Source organism: Geomonas terrae, from assembly GCF_004791675.1.
GTDB classification, from domain to species: Bacteria; Desulfobacterota; Desulfuromonadia; order Geobacterales; family Geobacteraceae; genus Geomonas; species Geomonas edaphica.
This window is the reverse complement of record NZ_SRSC01000003.1, coordinates 73,361-95,605: the sequence shown is the minus strand read 5'-3', so window position 1 is coordinate 95,605 and position 22,245 is coordinate 73,361. Positions and strand designations below refer to the sequence as shown.

The following is a 22,245-nucleotide window of genomic DNA, read 5'->3' as shown; positions in this document are numbered from 1 at the left end:
GAGGCCGCCATGAATAGGTGCCTACTCGTAGCGGTTATGGCGACCGCGCTTGCCGCCGGCTGTTCCAGGCACGAGGAGACGCAGGCTCCGCAGCAGAAGAAGTCCCCGGCGCAGCTGGAACTTTACGGGGAGGCACTCTTCAACGAGCGCTGCCGGGACTGCCACGTGGTTGGAGACAAGGGGGGAGTGGTCGGCCCCGCGCTCACCCACGTGGGGAGCGCGCGCGACCGCCGCTTTCTCGAACGCATGATCCGGGAGCCGGCGAAGGTCTATCCCGGCACCGCCATGCCCCCCTACGACACCTTTTCGAAAAAGCAGATCGACTCCCTGGTCGACTACCTGAGCGGACTAAAATAGCTTTACCCCTCTGCTAGCCTTCCCCCTAATGGGGTAGGCTGGGCGTGGGGAAAGCCGCTGGTGTCCGCAATCATCCCCCTCCCCTGCCCCTCCCCCTCCGGGGGAGGGAATAATTCCTTCCGGAGAACCCATCCATGTCCACCGAAACCATTCAAGACCGCTTCGACCGACTCATGACGATCATGCGCCAGCTGCGCGCACCGGGGGGATGCCCCTGGGACGCCGAGCAGACCCACGATTCCCTCAAGCGCTACCTCCTGGAGGAGTCCTATGAGGTGATCGAGGCGATCGACGCCAAGGACGACGCGCTTTTGAAGGAGGAACTGGGGGACCTGATCCTGCAGCCGGTCTTTCACGCGGCGGTCGCCGAGGAGCGCGGCGCCTTCACCATGGACGAGGTGCTCGACGCCATCAACGAGAAGCTCGTGCGTCGCCACCCCCACGTCTTCGGTGACCAGGTGATCGAAAGCAGTGCGGCGCAGGTGGAGAACTGGGAGAAGATCAAGAAGGGAGAAAAGGGAGATGAGCGGAAATCGGCCCTCTCCGGCATCCCGCCGCACCTCCCTGCACTCATGAAGGCGCATAAGATCACGGAAAAGGCGGCGCGGGTCGGCTTCGACTGGGAGCACACGGACCAGGTCTTCGCCAAGGTAATGGAGGAACTGCAGGAATTCCAGGAGGCGATGGCGGCCGGGGACCAGCAGGAGATGGAATCGGAACTGGGCGACCTCCTCTTTGCCATCGTGAACCTCGGGAGGTTCATGGCGATCGACCCGGAGGAGGCCCTGAGGAAGACCATCCAGCGTTTCACCCGTCGCTTCAGCCACATCGAGGACACCCTGCACGGCAGGGGGGAACGGCTGCAGGACACGAGCCTCGAGGAGATGGACCGGCTCTGGGAAGAGGCCAAGAAAATGGAGAAACGTTGAATCTAGTTAATGTTTTTGGAGGACCAGAGAATTATCCACACATTTTGTGGAAAAGGTGTGGATAACGGTGTTGACAATTTTAGAAACCTACGCCTTTTAAGCACTTTCCGCGTTCTGCATAAATATTGGCCACGCAGATATTCGAACGAAAAAACAGCTACTTACAAATTTTTGTATACATTTGAGGATTATCACCCCCAACAAAGTTAGGCCAGCCTAATTAGGCTTAAAGCCATGGTGGAAATCCTGTGCATAAGTGTAGGAATTCTACCGAATCACGCCCCCTCCGACCACGACATTTACCCCTTCCATCATGAGAAGCTCCCGCTTGGAATCGATCCCTCCCGGGGCGGTGAATCCGGTCATGACTCCGCTCGCCCCGACTACGCGATGGCAGGGGATGATGATCGGCAGCCGGTTCCTCGCCATGGCGCCGCCGATGGCCCGCGCCCCCCTCGGTGTTCCGCAGGCGCCGGCCACCTCACCGTAGCTTTGCACCGTTCCGTAAGGTATCGCGGCGACCATCCGGTAGACCTCCTGCTGAAAGGGGGTGAAGCCGGTCAGGTCCAGGGGGAGGTCGAAACCGACCTGCTCGCCGCGGAAGTAACGCTCTAGGAGCGCGGCCGCGGCCCGGGTCAGATCGCTCCCCTCTTTCGCCAGCGGATGGGACATGCCGGCGGCCTCGAGCGCATCGGCGCGCGTCTTCAGACCGTAGGGAAGATGATGGGCCAAAAGCCCCTTATTGCTTGCCGCGACAAGGCCGAAACCGGCGGCGCTCTCGTAAATGCTCCAGGCGGTGGCTGCTGCTTCCTGTTTCATAGGTCGACTCCATAAAAAAACGCGCAAGATCCGTGACATGCCACAAAGAACAAGGGAGACGATACCATTTCGTCCCCCTTTCTTTCCAGCGGAATCTGCACGTTCTTGCGCGTCCGGTTCCAGCCATGCCCCGGTCTATCTTCTGAGCAGCTTTTTCCTCACCAGGGCGACCACGTCCCGCGCCTCGTCGCAACGCAAGAGGTGCGACGCGGCAAGAAAGATCATGATCCCCGCCAGCACCCCTCCCCCGAGTACGCCCCCCTTTAAGAGGCGCCTGCCGGCCATGGACCAGTCGATGAGGCCCATGATCCAGTACACGGCAACGGCCATCGGCACCGAAGCGGCGATCCCTTTCAGGGCGGACACGGTGATCGCCCCCCCACCGAAGCGACCGATCTTTTTCCTCAAGAACCACAGGAGCAGCAGCATGTTGCCGAGCGCCGAGAGGGAAGAGGCGAGCGCCAGCCCCCCGTGCAGCATCGGCCCCATCAGGAGCAGGCTGAAGAGTAAGTTCAGCAGGAAGGCGATGAAGGCGGTGGTAACCGGGGTCTTCGTATCCTTCAGCGCGTAGAAGGCAGGGACCAGCACGCGCACGAGCGCGACGAAGGTGAGGCCGATCGAGTAGTACAAAAGGGCGACGCCGCACTTCTGCGCCTTGGCGTAGTCGAAGGCCCCGCCCATGAAGAGGAGCGAGAAGATGGGGGTGGCACAGAACATGAGCCCGACCATGGCCGGGATGGTGATGAAGAGGGTGAGCCTCACCCCGTAATTGAGCGACTCCTTGAGGGCGTCCATATCCCCCACCGCCGCCTGCCGGCTCATTGAGGGAAGCACCGCCTGGGCCACCGACACCGTGAAGATCCCCTGGGGGAACTCGAAGAGCCGCTGGGCGTAATAAAGGTAGGAGACGCTACCTTCCGGGAGCAGCGACGCGAGGATGGAGCCGACGGTGATGTTGAGGTAGTAGACGCCGACGCCGAACACCGACGGTCCCATGAGGAGCGTGATCCGTTTCAACGCGGGGTGGTTCAGGTTGAAGTTCGGGCGGATCGGGAAACCCATCCGGTAAAGCACTGGGAGTTGCAGTGCAAGCTGCAGGACACCGCCGATCAAGACGCCGACGGCGAGCGCCACGATGGGGACCTGGAAGCGGTCGTGCAGCAACAGGGCCGAGAGGATCATCGAGATGTTCAGGAACACCGTGGAGATGGCCGGGGTGAAGAAGTGGCGCAGCGTGTTCAGGATCCCCATGCAGAGCGCCACCAGGCTAACGAAGAAGATGTACGGGAACATGAGGCGGTTCAGCAGGATGGTGACCGAAAGTTTCTCGGGGTTGCCGGAGAAACCGGGGAACATCAGGTGCACGAGCTGCGGCGAAAAGATGATGCCGAGGACGGTGACGGCCGCCATCACGATGGTGAGCGCGGTGAAGCATACGTTCGCGAGCGCCCGGGTCTCCTCCTCCCCTTTCGTTGTATGCCACTCGGAGAAGGTGGGGACGAAGGCCGAGGTGAGCGCACCTTCGGCGAAGAAGCGGCGCAGCATGTTGGGGATCTGGAAGGCGGCGAAGAAGGCGTCCGTGTAGAGGCCTGCGCCGAACAGGCGGGAGACCACCATGTCGCGGATCATCCCCATGATGCGGGACAGCATGGTGGCAGCGCCCAAAACGCCTGCGGCGCGGGCTATGTTCTTCTTTTCAGACAAAATCCCTCCAAAAAATCAAAAGCATCAAGACTCAACGCAAAGACGCGGAGCCGCAAAGACGCGAAGAAAACCTGAAATCAGGGTGGAAAGGCATAATCCGGAGGACGCTGAGCGTTCCAGACTTGTTGCGCCGCACGCTGATGCATGAGAACAGGTTTGAAGCCTTTCTTTGCGTCTCCGCGCCTTTGCGTCTTTGCGTTAAAGCATCTCTTCCACCCGCCGGAAGTACTCCTCCCGGCAGAAGTTCTCGACGTCGACCATCGTGGCAAAGGCCTCGCCGAATCCCTCGCGCCCGAGGGTGAAGACGCCGTGCCCGTAGACGATGGCGGACCCGCTCGCTCCGATCACCGGAGGAACGCGCTTTGCCAGCCCCCCGGCGCCGATCTCGCCGGCTACGACCGGCGTTCCGCCCAGGTCGCGCACGTGCGGACAGTCCTTCCAGCAGTCCTTGATGCTGCACTCTTTCTTCCGGTCGCACAGCATGCTCATCACCACGGCGAACTTCGGGTGGCCGTGCAGGATCACCCGCGAGCCGGTCTGTTCGTAGATCTTGCGGTGCGCCAAAAGTTCGCTGGAAGCGGTGATCCCGGTGGTCGAGGAGTTGTCGGCGGGAACCGGGTCAATGCACCCTTTCAGCTCGTCGAGGCTCGCGGCGGTCTGCGATATGTAGATGAGCTCTCCCGCCACGGCGGAGATGTTGCCGAAGAAGGAGTCGACGAGTCCGCGTTCCACGGTGTAATGCCCCACCCGCTCGATCTCGGCGAGAATCGCTTCTTTATCCCCAGGCAACGACGGGACGAATTCGAGCCCTACGGCGGAGAGGGGCCTCAACCACTGGCTGCGGAATGCCTCGAACGCCTCACGCTCGCCAGGAAGCCTGAATCCGTCAGCCAGCACGTCCTGCAGGTATTTGACGAAGGTGGAGTGGAACACCGAGGAGTAGTTGATGAAGGCCTGCTCCACGGTGATGGCGCCGACGGCCACGATCCCCACCCCTTCAACGATCACCCCTTTCCGGTTGCCGAGCAGCTTGGCAAGGACGGGGGAGGGATCGCCGGAAAGGTCCTTTTGACGCAGGAAGGGGATGTCGTGCAGGAAGGTCCGCGTCTCGGTGTCCTGCGGTACGATGCACTCCTCCTGTTCATCAGCGCGTGCGATGAGGAAGTCGGCAAAGGGGAGCGAGGGACGCGCGGCGACGAGCGCCAGGGAGTTCAGGCGCGAGAGCGTGTTTCCCGCAAGTTCGACGAGCCCTTGCGCGCCTGCCGTGATGAGGACGTCGTCCTGCGCGGCGAAGGCGATGCCGTCGGGGCAGGCGGAACGGTCGGCAAGGAGTTTTCCCGTGTATTTATCGATCTGGTCTCGCATCTCTCACTTCGCTCCCGGGTTAGGGTAGCTCCTCCAGGATGTTGCGGCCGCCGAAGCCGCCGTTCTCGTCGAGACCGCGAATCCGGTAGTACTTCTGCAGTTCCTCCGAAAAGCGCTCCCGGTCCACGGGGGGGACGTCGATCCCTTCGCCACCGCTCCCCGGCTCGGTGAAGAAGCGCTCCGGGAGTGTGTCGTCCTTGCGGGAAAAACCGTTCTCGCAGTTGTAGAACCGCTCGGTCAGGTAGATGCGCTCTCCAATTGCCTTGAGCGCTTCCGGGCCGTACTCTACGCCGGTCACCGCGGTCAACAGCTCCCCGTACTCCTCCAGCGTCGCGCCGAAGAAGGCGAACTTGCAGGCTACGAGGGAGTCGACCGCTGCGTTCACGTCCTCGGCGATCTTGATGATGCGGGCCTTGCCCGAGAAGGAGAAGCGGTCGGTCGGGACCGGCTTTCTCAGGATCTCGTGCGAGATGGGGTAGGCGCGCAGGTGACAGCCGCCGCGGTTCGAGGTCGCATAGGCGAGCGCCATGCCGTAGGCGCCGCGCGGGTCGTAGGCGGGAAGCTCAAGGGATTTAACCGACATGGAGACTTCGGAGTGCCCGAGATGCTCGGCAAGGCGGCGCGAGCCAAGGCTCAGGAGCGCCCCGTCCCCACTGCGGTGGGCGATGTCGGCGAGAAGACTCGCTACCTCCGATGCGTCCGGGAAGCGTCCCCGCGCCTCCCCGAAAGCTGAGAGGGTGGCCGCCGCAGAGATGGTGTCCATGCCGAGCTCGTTGCAAAGCGAGTTCGCCCTCACGATGGCGTGCAGGTCCGAGATGCCGTTCAGGGCGCCGAAGTGGTTCACGGTCTCGTACTCGGGGAGGGCCTCCCCTTGTGCGCTCGCCTTCTTGCACTGGATCGGGCAGCCGTAGCACCCTTCTTTTTTGGCGCCGCACTCCCTCTTTATCGCCGGGCCGGAGTAGTTTCCCGAGTCGGCGAAGAAGGTGGCGCGGAAGTTCTCGGTGGGGGCCATGCGACGCTGCGCCATCAGGTCGACCAGGGCGGGCGTGCCGTATTCGGAGATGCCGAGTTCGCCGAAGATGACCGGAGAGGCGCGGAAGAGGCGCATGACATCGGCGCGGGCGGCGTCGAAGCGTTCCCGGTCGGCAACCGGCGTAGTCCCCTCTCCCTGCACCGTGATCGCCTTGAGTCTTTTGCCGCCCATGACGGCGCCGAGCCCGCCGCGGCCGATCGAGTTCCCCTCCCCCATCATGATGTTGGCGAAGAGGACGCCGTTTTCGCCGGCGGGGCCGATGGCGGTTACCGAGCCGCGCTCCTTCAGGGAGGCCACGGTCTCCTTCACCCCTTTCCCCCAGAGTGACCCGGCGGGGAGGAGTTCCGCACGTGCGCCGTCGATGGCGAGAACTGCGGGGTGAGCGCTTTGGCCGGTGATGAAGACAGCATCGAGGCCGGCGGCCTTTAAGCGCCAGGCGAAGCGACCTCCGGCCGAGCAGTCGTAGATCGTGCCGGTGAGCGGTGAGCGGGAGACGCAGGCAAGGCGGGCCGCGGTGGGGGAGTTGGTGCCGCAAAGAGGGCCGACCGCGAAGATGATCGGCATATCCGGATCGAAGGGATCGAGGCGGAAGAAGTCACGCATGAGGCGGACACCCAAGCCCCGTCCCCCGAGGTAGGCGTGCAGGATTTCAGTAGGGATCTCCCTGCGCTCGCAGGTACCGCGGGTAAGATCAACGTGCAGCAACTTTCCGGTCCAGCCCATAAAAACCTCATAAACCCGTTCAGCGTTCAACGTTCAACGTTCGACAACGGCTCCTTGTCATCGACCTGCAACGATACGGCATCTTGTCGCTTCGAAAAATTAAGGAAGTACGATGACGGTGGAATTCGAGGAGGAACTCACTTGAACGTTGAACGCTGAACGTTGAACGTTTTAAAGCAGTTCCACCTTCCCCTGCCGCTCCAGTTCCTCTACCACCTTCTTCACGTCCTGTGCGGCATCCTTCGCGCAGACAAGAAGCGCATCCGGGGTGTCCACCACGATCAGATTGCTTACCCCGACGAGCGCCACTACCTTGCCGCCGCCATAGGCGAGACATTCACTGGCTCCCACCGATACCGCTCCGCTCGCGTTGATCACCACGTGCCCCGCGGTATCGGCGTCCATCACCTCGGGCAGCGCGCTCCAGGATCCGACATCGCTCCAGCCGAACGACGCCGGTATCACCTGAACGTCCTTCGCCTTCTCCATGACGCCGAAGTCGATGGACTCACCTTTTATGGCGCCGTAGATCTCGGCTATCTGGGGTTTCAGGTCGGCGATCTCCCATACGTGGGACTCGAAGGTGAGCCGTGCCAGCGCCTGAGCAAGCTCTGGCATGTGTCGCCCGATCTCGTCCAAAATGGCACAGGCACCCCAGACGAACATGCCGCTATTCCAGTAGAAACACCCGCTCGCCAGAAACTCCATGGCCCGCTCGAGGTTCGGCTTCTCCACGAAGCGCTCGACGGCAGCTGCACCGGAACCTCCCGCGACAGCGGCCTGGATGTAGCCGTAGCCGGTCTCGGGCCGCGTCGGCGTGATCCCGAGCGTCACCAAGGCGCCGCTCACCGCGACGGAACGTGCGGTAACGAGCGTCGCCCGGAAGGTCTCTTCGTCAACGATGTAGTGATCGGCCGGCAGCACCGCCATGATCCCGTCGGGATCGAAGCGGGCGATGATCGAGGCGGCAAGGCCGATGGCGGGCGCCGTGTTGCGCCCCACCGGCTCCTCGATGACGTCGACCGGGACGTCCTTTATGTAAGCCAACTGGTTCCTGGTCTCGGCGGCCTGCAGGGCGTTGGTGACCACCAGTATCCGCTTCGGGTCAAGCGGCAGGACCCGCTCCACGGTCCGCTGCAACATGGACTTGCCACCGAAAACCGACATGAGCTGCTTCGGCGTGCTCTTGCGGGACAGGGGCCAGAACCTGGTCCCGGATCCACCGGCGAGAATGACTATGTACATGGTTTCCTCCATGAACGGCGTTGTCAGGATGATCGCCTGCCGCGTCCTGCCTTGGCCACGAGGGCCGCAGGGAGAAAGGCGCAGAGGCTCAACATCGCCCCCATCTTCGCAGAAGAGGCCAGTTCTTGATCAGCAAAGGCCTCTCCTGCAACGAAGAGGGCAACGGTGAAACCGATGCCGGCGGTGAGGCTGGTCGCCACGAGTTCGCGCACCCCGACGCCTATGGGAAGCGGGAAGCCCAGTTTACTCCCCAAAAGTCCGAAGCCGGTGATGCCGACCATCTTGCCGGCGATCAGGGAGGCGAGCACAAGCCAGGTGGCGGTACCGACAGCTCCGAAGGTCACGCCTGCGTTCACCAGACCGAAGACGAAGAGCCCCAGGTCGACGAAGAGCTTCCAGTCGTGCTCGAACCTGGAAAGCGGGGTGAGGTCTTCGGGATCGATGTCGAACATGTGGCGCTTTTCCATGGGGGGATGGGGCAGAAAAGGTACCACAAAGGTCAGCGCCAGCGCGGGATGCAGGTGGGCAAGATGCAGGCCGGACCAGCTCAGCGTACCGCCGAGAATGAGATAGGGCCAGTAGTTCGCCACCTTGAAACGGCGCAGCGAAAAACAGACGACAAGCGCCGCACCGCAAAGCAAAAGCCAAACCGGCTGCACGGGCGCAAGGGGATCGCCATAGAAAAGGGCGATGATGATGAGCCCCACCGCGTCGTCGGCTATCGCCAGCAAAAGCAAAAATGCGATGGCCGGATGCCCTTTGCCGAAGATGAACCGCGCGGCAAGCCAGGCAAGCGCGATATCGGTTGCGGTCGGGATGCCCCATCCGCGGGCGAGCGACGGTGCGCCGATCCAGGCGTTGAGGAGGAGATAGAGCACAACCGGCCCCAGTATCCCCCCTACCGTGGCAAGCAGCGGGTTCACCGCACGCTTCAAGGGGTACAGGTCACCGCCGGGCAGACAGCTCTGGGTGATCTCGACGGCCGCGATGCCGAAGAAAAACGCCATGAACAGATCGTTGGTGACGAAGTGAACAGAAAGACCCGCAAGAAGCGGGTCATGCAGGAAGTGGTGGTACTGCTGCGGGGCGAGGTTGGCCCAGGCGAGCGCGGCGATGACGCCGGCAGCCAGTGGAACCGAGAACTCCCGCAGCAGGCTTAGCTGCTTTTTCATCTATACGACAGGCTCCACGCCGGCCCCGGCGCCGTCGGCCTCGGACTCATGATCCACGCGGTGGTAGTCGTCCTGGAAGCGGACGATATCGTCCTCGCCCAGGTACTCGCCGCTTTGCACCTCGATGATCACCAGGGGGATGACGCCCGGGTTCTCCAGACGATGCGTCGAGCCGATGGGGATGAAGGTGGATTCGTTGATGTTGATGATCTTGACCGTCTCACCGCAGGTGACCCGTGCCGTGCCGGAAACGACGATCCAGTGCTCGCTTCTGTGGTGGTGCATCTGCAGCGACAGCCTCTGTCCCGGCATCACCTCGATGCGCTTTATCTTGTAGCTGCCGTTTTCTTCAAGTACGGTGTATGTCCCCCAGGGACGCTCTCCGCGTTCCATGACGGCCTCCGTTTGCTCTTGTTTCATGGTTATTTTTCCTCCCTGAGCTCCAGATAGCGCCTGAGCGCCTCCTGCCAGGGCTGCGGTGTGAAGCCGGTATCCCGGGAGAGCTTGCCGCAGTCCAGGGTTGAATAGAGCGGGCGCGGCGCCGGCCGGCCGAGCTCTTCTGTGGTCATGGCGAGAACCGTGACGTCAAGGTCCGCCAGGCGGAAGATCTCCTTGGCGAAACCGTTCCAGGAGACGAATCCCGCGTTGGCGGCATGGTAGACCCCCTCGCATCCCTTATCCAGGAGGGCCTTGATGGCCAGGGCGAGGTCGCCGGTCCAGGTCGGGGAACCGATCTGGTCGTCCACCACGGAGATCTCCTTTTTGTCCTTGGCGAGCCGAAGCATGGTCTCCACGAAGTTCTTCCCTCCGTGCCCGTAGAGCCACTGGGTGCGCACGATCAGGTGGTTCGGGTTGAACCAGGCGTTCATCTCGCCTGCGAGCTTCGATTCGCCGTACACGCTCAAAGGCGACGCCAGGTCGTCCTCGAGGTAGGGGGTACCCTTCTTGCCGTCGAAGATGTAGTCGGTGCTCACCTGCACGAGTTTCGCGCCGATCTCCTTGCTGATCATGGCGAGATGTGCCACCCCCTCGCCGTTTACCTGCAGGGCGAGTTCGGCGTTGTCCTGGCAGCCGTCCACGTCGGTGTAGGCCGCGGCGTTGATCACCACGGACGGCTTGATGGTGGTGAGGACGCGCTGCACCGAGGTGAGGTCGGTGATGTCGATCTCGTCGATGTCGACGCCGCGCGCGCGGTCGCCGTAAAGCGCCATCAACTCCTGCCCCAACATCCCTTTGCTGCCGACTACCAGAATCATCTGTCCTCCAGGAAACGTTCTACGTTCAGCGTTCAGCGTTCGACAAAGTGCCTCTGCTACGCGCGGCGGCACCGTGGCGGCACCGGAAATAAAAACAAGGCTAGATTCTAGCCGAGAACGGGCAGCTTGGAAACCGTCCTGTACTTTTTCGTCACTACACAATCCGACAGAGCCTTACCGGCCGCCACAGATGCAGCGGCAATACTCAGTTCACATTCCATTGAACGTTGAACGCTGAACGTTGAACGTCCGTTAAAGCCGCTAAGCCTGGCCGTACTGCATCTCGTAGTACTCGCGGTAGGCGCCGGAGGCGACTTCCTCGACCCACGCCTGGTTCGCCAGGTACCAGTCGATGGTCTCGGCGATGCCGCGCTCGAAGGTGTAACTGGGCTCCCACCCGAGGTCGCGCTTCAGTTTCGAGGCGTCGATGGCGTAACGCCGGTCATGCCCCTTGCGGTCCTTCACGAAGGTGATCAGCCCGCGACTCTCGCCCGGCGTACGCCCAAGCCGCTCATCCATCAGATCGCAGACGAGCTTCACGATGTCGATGTTCTTCCACTCGTTGTTCCCGCCCACGTTGAAGATCTCGCCCGGCTTGCCGCTCTTCAGCACACGCTCGATCGCCGCGGAGTGGTCCTTCACGTGCAGCCAGTCGCGCACGTTCAGACCGTCGCCGTACACCGGCAGGGAGCGCCGCTTCAGGATGTTGTGGATCATCAGCGGGATGAGCTTCTCAGGGAAATGGTAGGGGCCGTAGTTGTTGGAGCAACGGGTATTAAGGGTCGGCAGACCGAAGGTCTCGAAGTACGCCCGCACCAGGAGATCCGCCCCGGCCTTGCTGGCGGAGTACGGGGAGTTGGGGGCAAGCGGGGTCTCCTCGGTGAAGTACCCTTCGGAGCCAAGGCTGCCGTACACCTCGTCCGTGGAGACCTGCAGGAAGCGGAAAGCAGGGAGACTCTCGGCGTGTTTGCGGCTCGCCTCGAGAAGGGTCTGCGTCCCGAGGACGTTGGTCCTCACGAAGATGTCAGGACCGGTGATGGAGCGGTCGACGTGCGACTCGGCGGCAAAGTGCGCGACGGCGTCGATCTTCTCCTCTTCCAGAAGACGCGCCACCAGGGAGGCGTCGCAGATGTCCCCTTTCACGAAACGGTACTGCGGGTTCGCCTCTACCGCGGTGAGGTTCTTGAGGTTTCCGGCATAGGTCAAAAGGTCGAGGTTGACGACCCGGCAGCCGGGATTGCCGGCCATGAAGTGATTGATGAAATTGGAACCAATGAAACCCGCTCCTCCGGTAACCAAAAGCGAGGTGGGGGTAAATGCATCCTTCATGTGAACCTCCAGACCAGGATCTGCCGCTGTCCTTAGCGCGGTGTTCCGGCTTTAGTAGCGGCTCCTCTTAGATACACCGGTGAAAAGAATAATGTCAACTTCTTACGGCTTCGCCGGGCGACCGCGGCAATCGGCTACATGGTCCGCATCGGCCCCAGCGATCCCAGCCCGGCCAGCGAAAAGTTTATCGTGAACTGCTGCTCGCCGGTCACCTGGTGACTCCGCACCCGGTCGGAATAGGCCAGAACCACGCTCCAGCACTGCTGCCGGTATTCCAGGGCGTAGCGGGAGCCCAGGAAAGCGCCCCTGTCGAAGGAGTAGCGCCCCTCCAGGTCTGCGGTGAACCGGGTCCCGAGCGGGAAGACCAGACCGGCGTCCAGGTAGTCCAGCTCGCCCCTACTGTGGCGATAGGTCAGCCGGGCCATGTCCTTCTTCCCCTCCCCCTTGTACTCGACCCCGATGTTGGCGGTGGAGACGTCGTTGTCCTCCAGGTTGTAGCGCCCGTCGAGGAGCAGGGAAAGGTTCTGCATCGGGGTGACCACGCTCTCAAGCATCAGGTCGGTCAGCTTGTTCCCCTCGTCGACCAGCGTGAGGAGGTCGCGGCGCTCACCCGAGAATTGGTACCCTTGGGCCAGCTTCAGGTACAGGATGTCGCGGTACTCGTCCGGCATCCCCTCCCTGACGAACTTCCTGGTGAAGGTGTTTGATAGGGAAAGGTAGGCGATGCTCTGCCCCAAGACGCGGTCGTCGTAGTCGAAGAGGGGGAGATTCTGATCGGCGCGCCGCTCCACGAAAGCGTACTGGAGCTCGGGAACCAGCAGGTGACGCGTCGTTCCGTCGTAGATCCTCTCCAGGGGAAGCGACAACGTGGCCCCGCCGTCGGCCTGCCCGATCTGCCGCCACCCGGGATCGGGGCTGTCGCCGCGTGCATTGTAAAGGCGCTGCTGGAACCCTCCGTACATCGAGAAGTCGAGCGCGCCGCCCGGCTTCGCGTAGTAGGCAAGCCGCGGGTGCACGACGAGGCGCTGTCCGGTTGCCCCGATGTCGCGGATGAAATTGGAGACGCTCGAGTCCATGGAGAAAAGAAGCGGACCGATCTTGTCACCTGCGGCTACGAAGCTCAGTCTCGGCAAGCGCTGCAGCGTGGCATCGTTGGTGGGCGCCTCGAGGTCCTGGGCGTAACGCAGGTCGCCGCTCAAACCGTAGCGGTCCCAGCGCCGGTCGAAAGAGACGGTCGATTCGAGGAGCTGGCGGTTGTACTCGCCGGAAAACTCGCCGTAATCAAGGTAGTAGCGGCGGTCCGAGATCATGTGGATGGTGGAGGCAAGGGTCAGGTCCGGCGTGAGGATTTCCAGGTGCCTTTGCTGCACCTCACCGCGGAACCCGCTCTCATTGGTGTCGTAGATGCCGAAGGCGTGCAGGTACCCCTGACTGCCGTGCGGCCGCAGGTAACGGTACTCGACGCCGCTCCCCACGCCGCGGGAGGTCTCGATGTCGAGGTTGAAGGTCGCCTCCTGGCTCTGGTTTATGGCCCAGTAGTACGGCTGGTCGATGTAGAAGCCCCGCTTCGATGAGAAGCCGAGCTTCGGTATCATGAGACCCGACTGCCGGTCGGTGTTGGCCGGGAAGACGAGGTACGGGGTGTAGAACAACGGGACGTCGCCGACGTAGAAGACCGCGTGTTTCGCCGTCGCGTATTCATCCAGGGTGAGATCAACCCGGCTCGCCTCGAAATGCCAACTCGGGCGGTCGCCGTCGCAGGTGGTGAAGGTTCCCCGCTCCACCCGGTAGTCGGCATCCCCGGTCTTCATAAGCCGGTCGGCACGCAGGCGGAAATTGGATTTTTTCACGAAGAGCTCGCCGCTCAACAACTCCCCGTGCTGGGTGACCAGGTTCAAAAGGAGCTTCTTGCCGTTCATGGTATCGCCGCCGCGCTCAAGTCGGACGTTCCCCTCGGCAACCGCATCTCCGGTCAACCTGTGATAGATGACGCTGTCGGCGAGAAGGGATGCACCCTCCTGGGTGATGAGCACGTTCCCCTCGGCGTGGTAGCTGTCGGTTGGGGTGTCCACCGACAGGTGGTCCGCCTTGATGGTCGCCTCCTTGTTGGGAATGGCCATCTCGCCCCGGGCAATCCCGGCGGAGAAAAAAAGGTATGTTAGGAGCCACAAGGCTCTTGCAGATTTCATCGTACTCCGGTTCGGGCGGGACTTCCCGCCGTGCAGTGTGCCGTCCCGTTTCATCCCCGGAACGGCTCGAAGGTCTTGGATTTCAGGTGGCCCCTCGCCTCACCCACGGTGAAGAGGGAACCGCATACCACGATCAGGTCGTCGTCACCGGCCACGTTTCTCGCAAGCTCTACCCCCTCCCCGACGCTTCCGGCCGCCAGCGCCTCGACCCCGGCCCCCAGACAGTAGCCGGCAAGTTCCACGGCGGGCAGAGCGCGGTCGAGGGCCGGCGTCACCGCGAAAACCCGCTCGGCAAGCGGCAAAAGCGGAGAGAGGATGCCGGAAAGCTCCTTGTCGGCCATCACGCCGATGACAAGGAACAGACGCCCGCGCGGGATGTCATCGAGCGCCTCGGCAAGGGCCCGGGCACCGGCCGGGTTATGGGCACCGTCCAGCAGCACGCGAGGTGCGTCGCCGAAGAGCTCCATCCGTCCGGGCCAGCGGGCGTTGGCCACCCCGGCGGCCATGGCCTGAGGCGTTACCGGAAAGCCGATCGCCCCGAGGAGCTCCGCGCAGGCGAGGGCGAGGGCCGCGTTGCCGCTTTGATAGCGCCCCAAAAGACCGCATTGCAGCCCGTCCAGGGTGTGCGAAACGCCACGATAGTACAGGGAGCGGTCCATCCAGAAGGCGTCGAAGGCTTCCCCCTGGCGGTAAAGTGGTGCGGCGAGGCGGTCCGCGTTGTGCTCGATGATGAACTGCGCCTCGGGGAGCTGGCGCGCCGTCACCACCGGGGCGCCGGGCTTGCAGATCCCGGCCTTCTCCGCGGCGATCTCCTCGACGGTACTGCCGAGATAATCGGTGTGCTCGAGGGAGATCGGCGCGATGGCGCAAAGGATGCCGCTGAGTGCGTTGGTGGCGTCGAGGCGTCCCCCCATCCCCGCCTCGAAGATGGCGATGTCCACCCCGCTCTCGGCAAAATAGAGGGCTGCCAGGGCGGCGACGATCTCGAAGAAGGTACTTTCTTTCGGCGCGGCAGCAAGCACCAGGGCGGCCAGCCGCGCCACTTCATCCTCCTCGATTTCCGCGCCGTTCACCTTCATGCGCTCGGTGAAGGAGATCAGGTGCGGTGAGGTGAAAAGTCCGGTTCGGTAGCCGCCGGCGCCGAGGATGGAGGCGAGAAAGGAAGAGGTCGACCCCTTGCCGTTGGTGCCGACCACATGCACCGTCTTGAAGGTGTCCTGCGGATTGCCCAGTGCGGCGAGAAGCGGGACGATCCTGTCGAGCCCCGGCTTGATGCCGAAGCGTCCCAGGGCGTAGATGTGCTCAAGGGTCTCCGCGTAGGTCATGACAGGGCGGGATTATAGGTAATGAGCATGAAAAAGTCCATATCAATCGGGGTTTGAAGGGGCTCAGGCCTCGGGCCAGGCAAGACGCAGCCCGAGGGCCATCAGGATGCAGCCGGCCACCTGTCCGATCCGGTTGCCGGCGCCCGCGCTGCGGTTCAGCCAGCGCCCGATCTCCCCTGAGAGAAGTGCCACGAGGCCGAAGCAGAGCATGGTCAGCACGACGAAGGTGCTGCCGAGAACGAGCATCTGCATGGGAACGCCGCCGCGCGAGCGCTCGACGAACTGCGGGAAGAAGGCGAGAAAGAAGAGCGCCACCTTCGGGTTCATGATGTTGGCGAGGATGCTTTGACGAAAGATCACCCGGCAGGCAAGTTCCGCCGCCGCCCCCTCAGGGACGATGGACGCCTTGCTGCGGAGCATCTTGAAGCCGATGTACATGAGATAAGCGGCGCCGGCGTACCTCACGCAGGCAAACGCGGTCGCCGAAGAGGTGATCAGGGCGGAGAGGCCGACGATGGCGAAGAAGGTGTGCGCGAAGTTGCCGAGCGCGAACCCTGCCGCCGCCGCGAGGCCGGCCTTTCTCCCCTGTGCCACGCCGCGCGTCATCACGTAGATGATGTCGGGGCCGGGGGTGAAGATGAGGAGCGTGGAAGCGACGGCGAACAGGGCGAGCTGGGTAAGGGAAACCATGGCGACTCCGGGCGGCTCGAGGTTTGGAGGCCCAAAAAGAGAAAGGTTAAGGTTTGGAAGCTTCCCCCCTCTGCCTTAACCTCTCTGGTACCGCGACCTCGACCTGCTTTTTTAGTTTCTGTAGAGCATCTGCAGGATGCTGGAGAGCTGTGCTTTCATCTTGCTCCGCTCGACGATGACGTCGACCATGCCGTGGTCGAGCAGGTACTCGGAGCGCTGGAAGCCCTGCGGGAGCTTCTGGCGGATGGTCTGCTCGATGACGCGGGGGCCGGCGAAACCGATGAGTGCCTTCGGCTCGGCCATGTTGATGTCGCCCAGCATCGCGAAGCTCGCGGTGACGCCGCCGGTGGTCGGGTCGGTCAGGATGGAGACGAAGGGAAGCCCTGCTTCACGGAGCTTGGCAAGGGCCGCGGAGGTCTTCGCCATCTGCATGAGGGAGAGGATGCTCTCCTGCATCCTGGCGCCGCCGGAGGCGGAGACGATGATGCAGGGGGTGCGCTCGGCAAGGGCGCGCTCGATGCCGCGGGTGATCTTCTCGCCCACGACGCTCCCCATGGAGCCCCCCATGAAGGAGAAGTCGAAGACGCACAGTTGCACCGGGGTCCCCTCGATCTTGCCGGAGCCGCAGACGATGGCGTCCTTGCTACCTTTCTTGGCCAGCGCCTGGTCGATGCGCTCCTGGTAGCTCTTGCTGTCCTTGAACTCGAGGAAGTCGACCGACACGATACCGGCGTCGAACTCGACGAAGGTCCCCTCGTCAATGAGCAGCTCGATCCTCCTCTTGGTGGAGATGCGGTAGTGGTGGCCGCACTTAGGGCAGACGTTCAGGTTGCTCTCGATGTCCTTCGTATAGATGGTCTCTGCGCAGCTGACGCACTTCGTCCAAAGCCCTTCCGGCACCTTCACCTTGTGCTCCGGCCCTCTTGCCTTAGGCGGGTTGTCTCTTTTGAACCAAGCCATATGTGCCCTCTCGTGGGGAAGTCCCCAACTGTTTTATTTAGTCGTAAATCAGCGCTGTTTCTTAGCAGATCGCTTCATGCATGTCAAACAAAACGGTGCACCTTGCGCGCCAACCTACCGGAATAACACGATTATCCTGCGGACGATTGCCGCACCCCTTGTTTTAGAGCGCCGACGAAGGCGGAGAGCTCCCGCAACAGTTCCGCCCCCTGGTATTTCTCGAAATACTTCACCAGGGCGCTCCCCACCACCACGCCGTCGGCGACCTGCGCCACCTGCCCGGCCTGCTCCGGCGTAGAGATGCCGAAGCCGACCACGAGCGGCAGGCTGAGCGCGTCCCGCACAGAGGTTACGCGTTCGGCGAGGGTGTCGGCCACAGCACTCCTCGCGCCGGTCACGCCGGTCACCGAGACGTAATAGATGAAGCCGCTCCCCTGGCGGGCAACAGACGCCACGCGCTCGGCGTCCGAGGTCGGCGTCAGGAGGAAGATGAGGTCGAGGCCGCAACGGTCGGTGTGCTCCTTCAGCTCGGGCGCCTCCTCCGGGGGAAGGTCAACGACGAGGAGCGCGTCCACACCCGCCTTGGCGGCATCGCAGGCGAAGCGCTCGGCCCCGTAGGTGAAGATCGGGTTGAAGTAGCCCATGAGGACGATGGGGATCTGGGTTTTCCCGCGCAGACGCGCGACCAGTTCGAGGATCCCCGGGAGCGTGGTCCCGGAGGCGAGGGCACGGTCCGAGCTGAGCTGGATGGTCGGCCCGTCCGCCATCGGATCGGAGAACGGGACGCCGAGCTCGATCAGGTCGGCCCCGGCCTTCTCCAGCTCCAGTACCACCTGTTCGGTGGTGGCGAGGTCCGGGTCGCCGGCAGTGATGAAGGTCACCAGCCCCTTTTCCCCTTTTGCTTTGAGTGCTGCGAATCTATCGGCAATCCTGCCCATGGCAACTCCTTAAAACCTTAGAAGACGTTCTAGGTTCTACGTTCTAAGTTCTACGTTAAGGCCTTCCTGCTAATTCCGGACGGCCTCCCCTTATAACAAAAAAAGTCCCCCTCGTGGAGAGGGGGAATTGATCGGTACGGCTAAAGTGGACGCCCAAGGCGTCCCTAGATCTTGAACGCTTCCATCTCCTGCTTCAGCATCTCGGTCTGGCGGAAGAGCTTGTACACCGCCTCGTCCATGACGCGGGTCGACTCGAGGTTCACCTCGGTCGCCTGCTGGATGTCCTCGACGGACATGACGATCTGCTCGGAGCCGCGGGACTGCTCGTCGCAGGCGCGCTTTATGTGTCGGATCATCTCGGTGATGCTCTCGGTGGACTGGGCGATCAGGTTCCCCACCTTGTTCTGCTCGCGGGTGGAGGAGAGCACCTGGGAGGTCAGGCTCTTCATGTTCTCGACGGCCGCCATGATGAGCTCGCTCCCCTGCCCCTGCTCGCGGGTCGCCTTGGCGATCTGGGCCACCATCTCGGAGACCTGCTCCATCGCCTCGCGGATCATCTGGCTCCCTTTGGCCTGCTCGACGGTGGTGCGGGCGATCTCGGTCACCTGCGCGGTCGCTTCGGTTACCCCCACCACGATCTTCGTAAGCGCCGCACCGGATTTCTGCGAGAGGAGCTCGCCTTCGGCGATGGAGCGCTCGGACTGATCGATCGCCTCCACCGCGCGCCGGGTCTCGTCCTGCACCGCCCGGATCACCTGCGAGATCTCCCTGGTAGAGCTGGAGGTCCTCTCGGAAAGCTCCTTGATCTCGTCGGCGACGACCGCGAAACCCTTGCCGTGCTCGCCGGCCTGGGCCGCGATGATGGCGGCGTTCAGGGCCAGAAGGTTCGTCTGCTCGGCGACCTCGTCGATGACGGAGAGGATGTCGCCGATGTCGGTGGCGCGCTCGGAAAGGGTCTGGATGACCTCGCTCGTGATCTGCGAGGCGTGCTTGATTTCCTGCATGCCGTTGATCACCGCCTCGACCGCCTCACGGCCGGTCTCCGCGTCGACGCGGACCGCCTTGGAAATCGCCGCGGTCTCGTTCGCGTTGCGCTCGACCTGCTTGATGGAGCTGTCCATCTCCATGACCGAGGATGCCGTCGCGGTGGATACCTCCATGAGGCTCACCACGCCGTTACCCACCTGCTTGATGGAAGCGCCCATCTCGACGATGGAGGAGCTCACCTCGTTCACCGAGAGTGCCAGGTTCTCCATGTTCTGCACGACCTCCTCGACGCTCGAGGCCATCTCGAGGATGGAGGAGGAGCTTTCCGAGGCGGAAATGGAGAGGGAATCAACCCCCTGGCCCACCCCTTTCACGGAGGTGTTGATCTGTACGATGGCGGCCGAGGTCTTGGAGACGCTCTCGGCCTGCGTCTTCGCCGACTGCACCACGGTGTGCGAGGCCTTGGCCATGGTGTCGGAGATGACCGCGAGTTCGCTCGAGGAGCGGGAGACCTTGCCGATCATCCCGGAGAGCCTACCGACCATCTCGTTGAAATCGCTGCCGAGCTTGCCGATCTCGTCCTGGTTCCCGAGTTCGATGACGGCGGTGAGATCACCCTCGGCGCCGCGGTTCACGGCGGAGCCCATCGTCCTCACGCGCGAGACGATGTTGCGGGTGATGAGCATCCCGAGAAGAACGGCCAGGGCCACGGCGACCACGATGACCGCCGCGAAGGTGAAGCCGGCCGAACGCTGGATCTCGGTCACCTGCTTGTTCGCCGCAGTCATCCGGTTGCCGACCTCGACGAGGATGTCGTCCAGGTCCTCCTTCGCCTTGTCGTTGGCGACGGCGATCTCCTCGTTGGCGAGCTTGTTGAGACGCGCATCGGCGAGGGCATCCTTGGCCGCCTGGCTGATCACCCCCGGGGGAACCCCCTTCATGAGGGCTTCTTTGCGCGCAATCAGCTCGTCGGCGACCTTCTCGAACTCGGCCCAGCTCGTCAGGAACTGCCGGGTGCGCTTCTCGACCACGCTCCCCTTCTCTGCCGGGAGCACGCCGAGCTTCTTGTTCCCCTCAAGGATGATCTGGGCCTGACTGAGCAGGGTGTCCCGCTTCATCTGGTAGTCGTCGATGTACTCCTGCAGCTTCTCCGGGTCGTTTTGAACCAGGGCCGCCTGCATGAGGCTCACGTGGCAGTACTTCTGGGTCACCCCCATGAGGAGTACCAGTTTCTGCTGCTTGGAGAGCTGCTCGAGGATGTTCTGGATCTGGCCGCCGACCCGCTTGATGTTGAGGGCACCGAAACCGCCGGTGAAGGCGACCAGGACGGCCATGATCAGGAACGACCCGATCAGGCGGCTGCGCAGGGTCAGGTCTTTCATCTTGGTTACTTCTCCGATTCAGAGAGGAGGTAGTTCATCAGGTCGACGGACGCCTTCACTTCGGCCTTGTTCATGTTGGAGTCCGGCTTCCTCAGCATCTTGATGCCGTACGCCTTGGTAGCGCTGCGGTCGAAGGGCTGGCCGGAGATGGGAGCGACACCGGTCTGGATGGCGACGATGGTGCGCTCGAGGGTGTGACACTTAACGCATTTCACCCTGACGATCTCGTAGTTCGCCTTCATGGCCGGGGGAAAGGAGGAGGGATCAAGACGCATGGCGTCACCCCTGCCGATGACTCTGAGACCGGCGTGGGCAGTGGTTGCGGTAGCTGCGACGAGGAGCATGGTAACGAGGAGCTTTTTCATAGTGGTGCTGAATCCTCCGAGACATTATCTACGACGGCAGAAGCCGCCGTGCTTAGCATTTCCGGTGCCTTGGGCTAGAGGCTGAAGGCGATGGAGGCGAAGGCGATGTTGCCCGTCCCCTCCGGAGCAATGCTGTGGGTGTACTCAAGCGAAAGCCGCAGGTTCTGCAGCGGGGCATAGGCCAGGGCCGGGGTGAAACGTTTGATCGCGCCGTAGCCGGCGTTCAGGTATTCGTAGCGGAAAAGCGGTACCAGGTTGACCGGCGCACCGAGGTAGTACTCACCTTCCAGGGTGTAGGCGCGGCTGTCCACGCTCGTCGCGAAGAGAGATAAGTCGGGGTTGGAATCCCTGCCGAAGCTGCCGCTCCCCTTCAGGTGCAGACGTTTGTAAAGGATGTCGGCCTCGGCGCCGATGCGGCGGAAGTTGTTGCGGTTGCGCGAGATGCCGTCGCCGTCCAACTCGCCGTTTTGCCCCCAGTAGCCGAAGCCGCCCAGGGTCACGCTCAAAAAGTCCCAGATGCTGTCATGCTCCAGGTCCACCTCGGGCTCCTGCCCCTTCAGGTCGGTTCCGCCGATCTTGTAGGAGATGTGCCCGTAGCCATCCTCGCGGTCCTGGCCGTTTCGGTCCACGACGCCCGCAGCGACGAAGAGACGGTTGCCCAGAAGCGCGTTCAGCTCGACGCCGTCCTCGGTGGCATCGCTGCTGAACGGGGAGAAACCGACGCGGTAGGTGGTCGAGGCGTAAGAAGGTACGGGAAGGATGCGGTTACTCTTCTTCCAAAGGGAGAGCTTCGGCTCGAAACGCCCCACCTTCACGTTGACCGGCGTGCCGACGGCCTGGCGCCAGACCAGGAACAGCTCGTCGAGGTCCGGGGTGTTGCCGGGAGGAACGTTGGTGTTCTCTGCGGGGGTGGAGAGGCTCGATCCCCGCTGCATCCCCTGGGAGTAGAGGTTGTAGGTCGCGAAGAAGCCGACCAGGTCGCGGAAGGAACCACCCGCCTGCAGCGTGATGGATCTTGCCGAAAGGTCGAGCTTGTTGCCGTCGGCGGCGTCCTCGTCATAGGCGAGATCGGCGCTCGCGGTGAGCGAGATCGGGATCTGCTGCGGCAGGCCGGAGATGACGGCCCACTCGTTGCCCGCCTGTTCGGTGCCCTTCGACGCCTCACCCTTCTTGTGGGGCCATACGTAGCCGTTTTTCAGAAAGGCGTCGCCGAACTCGTTCAGTTCGGGGTAGATGGTATGGCAGGTGGAACATTCGGTCTTGTGCTGCCGGCTGAAGGCTGGGATGGCATCGGCATGACCGGGGACCAGCAGGGGAGCGAGGGAGATACCGAGAAAGAACATGACTGCGGAAGTATGCTTTCTGAGAAACATGATGGACTCCTGCATTGCAATCAGTACTGAAAATTAAATACAACCAATGACACTGGCCCGGCCGAATTCCCCGCCTGATGCATACTTGGCGCAATTGGACGGAT

At 62.6% G+C, this 22,245-nt stretch carries 19 protein-coding genes; 2 read left to right on the top strand and 17 right to left on the bottom strand.

Annotated elements, in window-relative coordinates; translation table 11 throughout:
• Positions 1-9: 9 nt before the first annotated feature.
• The gene (locus E4633_RS12170) at positions 10-357 is read left to right on the top strand and encodes a c-type cytochrome (protein WP_135870539.1); all 348 of its coding nucleotides are present in this window, start codon (positions 10-12) and stop codon (positions 355-357) included.
• Between the two features lie 134 nt (positions 358-491).
• Complete coding sequence (gene mazG / locus E4633_RS12165; protein WP_135870538.1) at positions 492-1,286, top strand: nucleoside triphosphate pyrophosphohydrolase; 795 nt, start codon at positions 492-494, stop codon at positions 1,284-1,286.
• A 267-nt stretch (positions 1,287-1,553) separates the two neighbouring features.
• On the opposite strand, the gene E4633_RS12160 is transcribed toward mazG, so the two are convergent.
• The 17 genes from E4633_RS12160 to E4633_RS12080 all read right to left on the bottom strand — a co-directional run bounded on the left by E4633_RS12160 (position 1,554) and on the right by E4633_RS12080 (position 22,141).
• Positions 1,554-2,105, bottom strand: coding sequence for a methylated-DNA--[protein]-cysteine S-methyltransferase (locus tag E4633_RS12160; protein ID WP_135870537.1), 552 nt, complete (start codon positions 2,103-2,105; stop codon positions 1,554-1,556).
• A 135-nt stretch (positions 2,106-2,240) separates the two neighbouring features.
• Positions 2,241-3,809 (bottom strand): murein biosynthesis integral membrane protein MurJ, encoded by a 1,569-nt coding sequence (gene murJ, locus E4633_RS12155; RefSeq protein ID WP_135870536.1) that lies wholly within the window; start codon positions 3,807-3,809, stop codon positions 2,241-2,243.
• A 198-nt stretch (positions 3,810-4,007) separates the two neighbouring features.
• Entirely contained in the window at positions 4,008-5,174 is a 1,167-nt protein-coding gene (locus E4633_RS12150) for a class II aldolase/adducin family protein (protein ID WP_135870535.1), read from the bottom strand.
• Between the two features lie 19 nt (positions 5,175-5,193).
• Positions 5,194-6,930, bottom strand: coding sequence for an aldehyde ferredoxin oxidoreductase family protein (locus E4633_RS12145; RefSeq protein WP_135870534.1), 1,737 nt, complete (start codon positions 6,928-6,930; stop codon positions 5,194-5,196).
• A gap of 171 nt (positions 6,931-7,101) precedes the next feature.
• Complete coding sequence (locus E4633_RS12140; protein WP_135870533.1) at positions 7,102-8,175, bottom strand: mannose-1-phosphate guanylyltransferase; 1,074 nt, start codon at positions 8,173-8,175, stop codon at positions 7,102-7,104.
• Between the two features lie 23 nt (positions 8,176-8,198).
• Complete coding sequence (locus E4633_RS12135) at positions 8,199-9,347, bottom strand: Na+/H+ antiporter NhaA (protein ID WP_135870532.1); 1,149 nt, start codon at positions 9,345-9,347, stop codon at positions 8,199-8,201.
• Positions 9,348-9,740, bottom strand: a complete 393-nt coding sequence (locus E4633_RS12130; protein ID WP_246038169.1) for a cupin domain-containing protein — start codon at positions 9,738-9,740, stop codon at positions 9,348-9,350.
• 29 nt (positions 9,741-9,769) lie between these two features.
• Positions 9,770-10,603: a dTDP-4-dehydrorhamnose reductase gene (gene rfbD / locus E4633_RS12125; RefSeq protein ID WP_135870530.1), complete on the bottom strand. Its 834-nt coding sequence runs from the start codon at positions 10,601-10,603 to the stop codon at positions 9,770-9,772.
• Positions 10,604-10,864: 261 nt separating this feature from the next.
• Positions 10,865-11,932 carry a dTDP-glucose 4,6-dehydratase gene (gene rfbB, locus E4633_RS12120; protein ID WP_135870529.1) on the bottom strand — a complete coding sequence of 356 codons (1,068 nt, stop codon included), beginning with the start codon at positions 11,930-11,932 and terminating at the stop codon, positions 10,865-10,867.
• A gap of 134 nt (positions 11,933-12,066) precedes the next feature.
• Positions 12,067-14,052: an LPS-assembly protein LptD gene (locus tag E4633_RS12115; protein ID WP_246038083.1), complete on the bottom strand. Its 1,986-nt coding sequence runs from the start codon at positions 14,050-14,052 to the stop codon at positions 12,067-12,069.
• A gap of 119 nt (positions 14,053-14,171) precedes the next feature.
• A complete protein-coding gene (locus tag E4633_RS12110; RefSeq protein WP_135870527.1) occupies positions 14,172-15,446 on the bottom strand; it encodes a bifunctional folylpolyglutamate synthase/dihydrofolate synthase in 1,275 nt (424 codons plus the stop codon).
• 63 nt (positions 15,447-15,509) lie between these two features.
• Positions 15,510-16,136 carry a LysE family translocator gene (locus tag E4633_RS12105; protein ID WP_135870526.1) on the bottom strand — a complete coding sequence of 209 codons (627 nt, stop codon included), beginning with the start codon at positions 16,134-16,136 and terminating at the stop codon, positions 15,510-15,512.
• Between the two features lie 111 nt (positions 16,137-16,247).
• Positions 16,248-17,096 (bottom strand): acetyl-CoA carboxylase, carboxyltransferase subunit beta, encoded by an 849-nt coding sequence (gene accD / locus E4633_RS12100; protein ID WP_135870525.1) that lies wholly within the window; start codon positions 17,094-17,096, stop codon positions 16,248-16,250.
• A 131-nt stretch (positions 17,097-17,227) separates the two neighbouring features.
• On the bottom strand, positions 17,228-18,034 hold the full coding sequence (gene trpA, locus E4633_RS12095; RefSeq protein WP_135870524.1) for a tryptophan synthase subunit alpha: 807 nt from the start codon (positions 18,032-18,034) through the stop codon (positions 17,228-17,230).
• A gap of 164 nt (positions 18,035-18,198) precedes the next feature.
• Positions 18,199-20,403: a methyl-accepting chemotaxis protein gene (locus tag E4633_RS12090; protein WP_135870523.1), complete on the bottom strand. Its 2,205-nt coding sequence runs from the start codon at positions 20,401-20,403 to the stop codon at positions 18,199-18,201.
• Positions 20,404-20,408: 5 nt separating this feature from the next.
• A complete protein-coding gene (locus tag E4633_RS12085; protein ID WP_135870522.1) occupies positions 20,409-20,768 on the bottom strand; it encodes a cytochrome C in 360 nt (119 codons plus the stop codon).
• Between the two features lie 74 nt (positions 20,769-20,842).
• Positions 20,843-22,141: a cytochrome C gene (locus E4633_RS12080; RefSeq protein WP_135870521.1), complete on the bottom strand. Its 1,299-nt coding sequence runs from the start codon at positions 22,139-22,141 to the stop codon at positions 20,843-20,845.
• Between the last annotated feature and the right edge of the window lie 104 nt (positions 22,142-22,245).

Bases quoted from the DNA above. Each gene is read 5' to 3' on its own strand.
- E4633_RS12170 (WP_135870539.1), top strand. From the start codon at position 10: ATGAATAGGTGCCTACTCGTAGCGGTTATGGCGACCGCGCTTGCCGCC.
- mazG (WP_135870538.1), top strand. From the start codon at position 492: ATGTCCACCGAAACCATTCAAGACCGCTTCGACCGACTCATGACGATC.
- E4633_RS12160 (WP_135870537.1), bottom strand. From the start codon at position 2,105: ATGAAACAGGAAGCAGCAGCCACCGCCTGGAGCATTTACGAGAGCGCC.
- E4633_RS12150 (WP_135870535.1), bottom strand. From the start codon at position 5,174: ATGCGAGACCAGATCGATAAATACACGGGAAAACTCCTTGCCGACCGT.
- E4633_RS12145 (WP_135870534.1), bottom strand. From the start codon at position 6,930: ATGGGCTGGACCGGAAAGTTGCTGCACGTTGATCTTACCCGCGGTACC.
- E4633_RS12140 (WP_135870533.1), bottom strand. From the start codon at position 8,175: ATGTACATAGTCATTCTCGCCGGTGGATCCGGGACCAGGTTCTGGCCC.
- E4633_RS12135 (WP_135870532.1), bottom strand. From the start codon at position 9,347: ATGAAAAAGCAGCTAAGCCTGCTGCGGGAGTTCTCGGTTCCACTGGCT.
- E4633_RS12130 (WP_246038169.1), bottom strand. From the start codon at position 9,740: ATGGAACGCGGAGAGCGTCCCTGGGGGACATACACCGTACTTGAAGAA.
- rfbD (WP_135870530.1), bottom strand. From the start codon at position 10,603: ATGATTCTGGTAGTCGGCAGCAAAGGGATGTTGGGGCAGGAGTTGATG.
- rfbB (WP_135870529.1), bottom strand. From the start codon at position 11,932: ATGAAGGATGCATTTACCCCCACCTCGCTTTTGGTTACCGGAGGAGCG.
- E4633_RS12115 (WP_246038083.1), bottom strand. From the start codon at position 14,052: ATGGCCATTCCCAACAAGGAGGCGACCATCAAGGCGGACCACCTGTCG.
- E4633_RS12110 (WP_135870527.1), bottom strand. From the start codon at position 15,446: ATGACCTACGCGGAGACCCTTGAGCACATCTACGCCCTGGGACGCTTC.
- E4633_RS12105 (WP_135870526.1), bottom strand. From the start codon at position 16,136: ATGGTTTCCCTTACCCAGCTCGCCCTGTTCGCCGTCGCTTCCACGCTC.
- accD (WP_135870525.1), bottom strand. From the start codon at position 17,096: ATGGCTTGGTTCAAAAGAGACAACCCGCCTAAGGCAAGAGGGCCGGAG.
- trpA (WP_135870524.1), bottom strand. From the start codon at position 18,034: ATGGGCAGGATTGCCGATAGATTCGCAGCACTCAAAGCAAAAGGGGAA.
- E4633_RS12090 (WP_135870523.1), bottom strand. From the start codon at position 20,403: ATGAAAGACCTGACCCTGCGCAGCCGCCTGATCGGGTCGTTCCTGATC.
- E4633_RS12085 (WP_135870522.1), bottom strand. From the start codon at position 20,768: ATGAAAAAGCTCCTCGTTACCATGCTCCTCGTCGCAGCTACCGCAACC.
- E4633_RS12080 (WP_135870521.1), bottom strand. From the start codon at position 22,141: ATGTTTCTCAGAAAGCATACTTCCGCAGTCATGTTCTTTCTCGGTATC.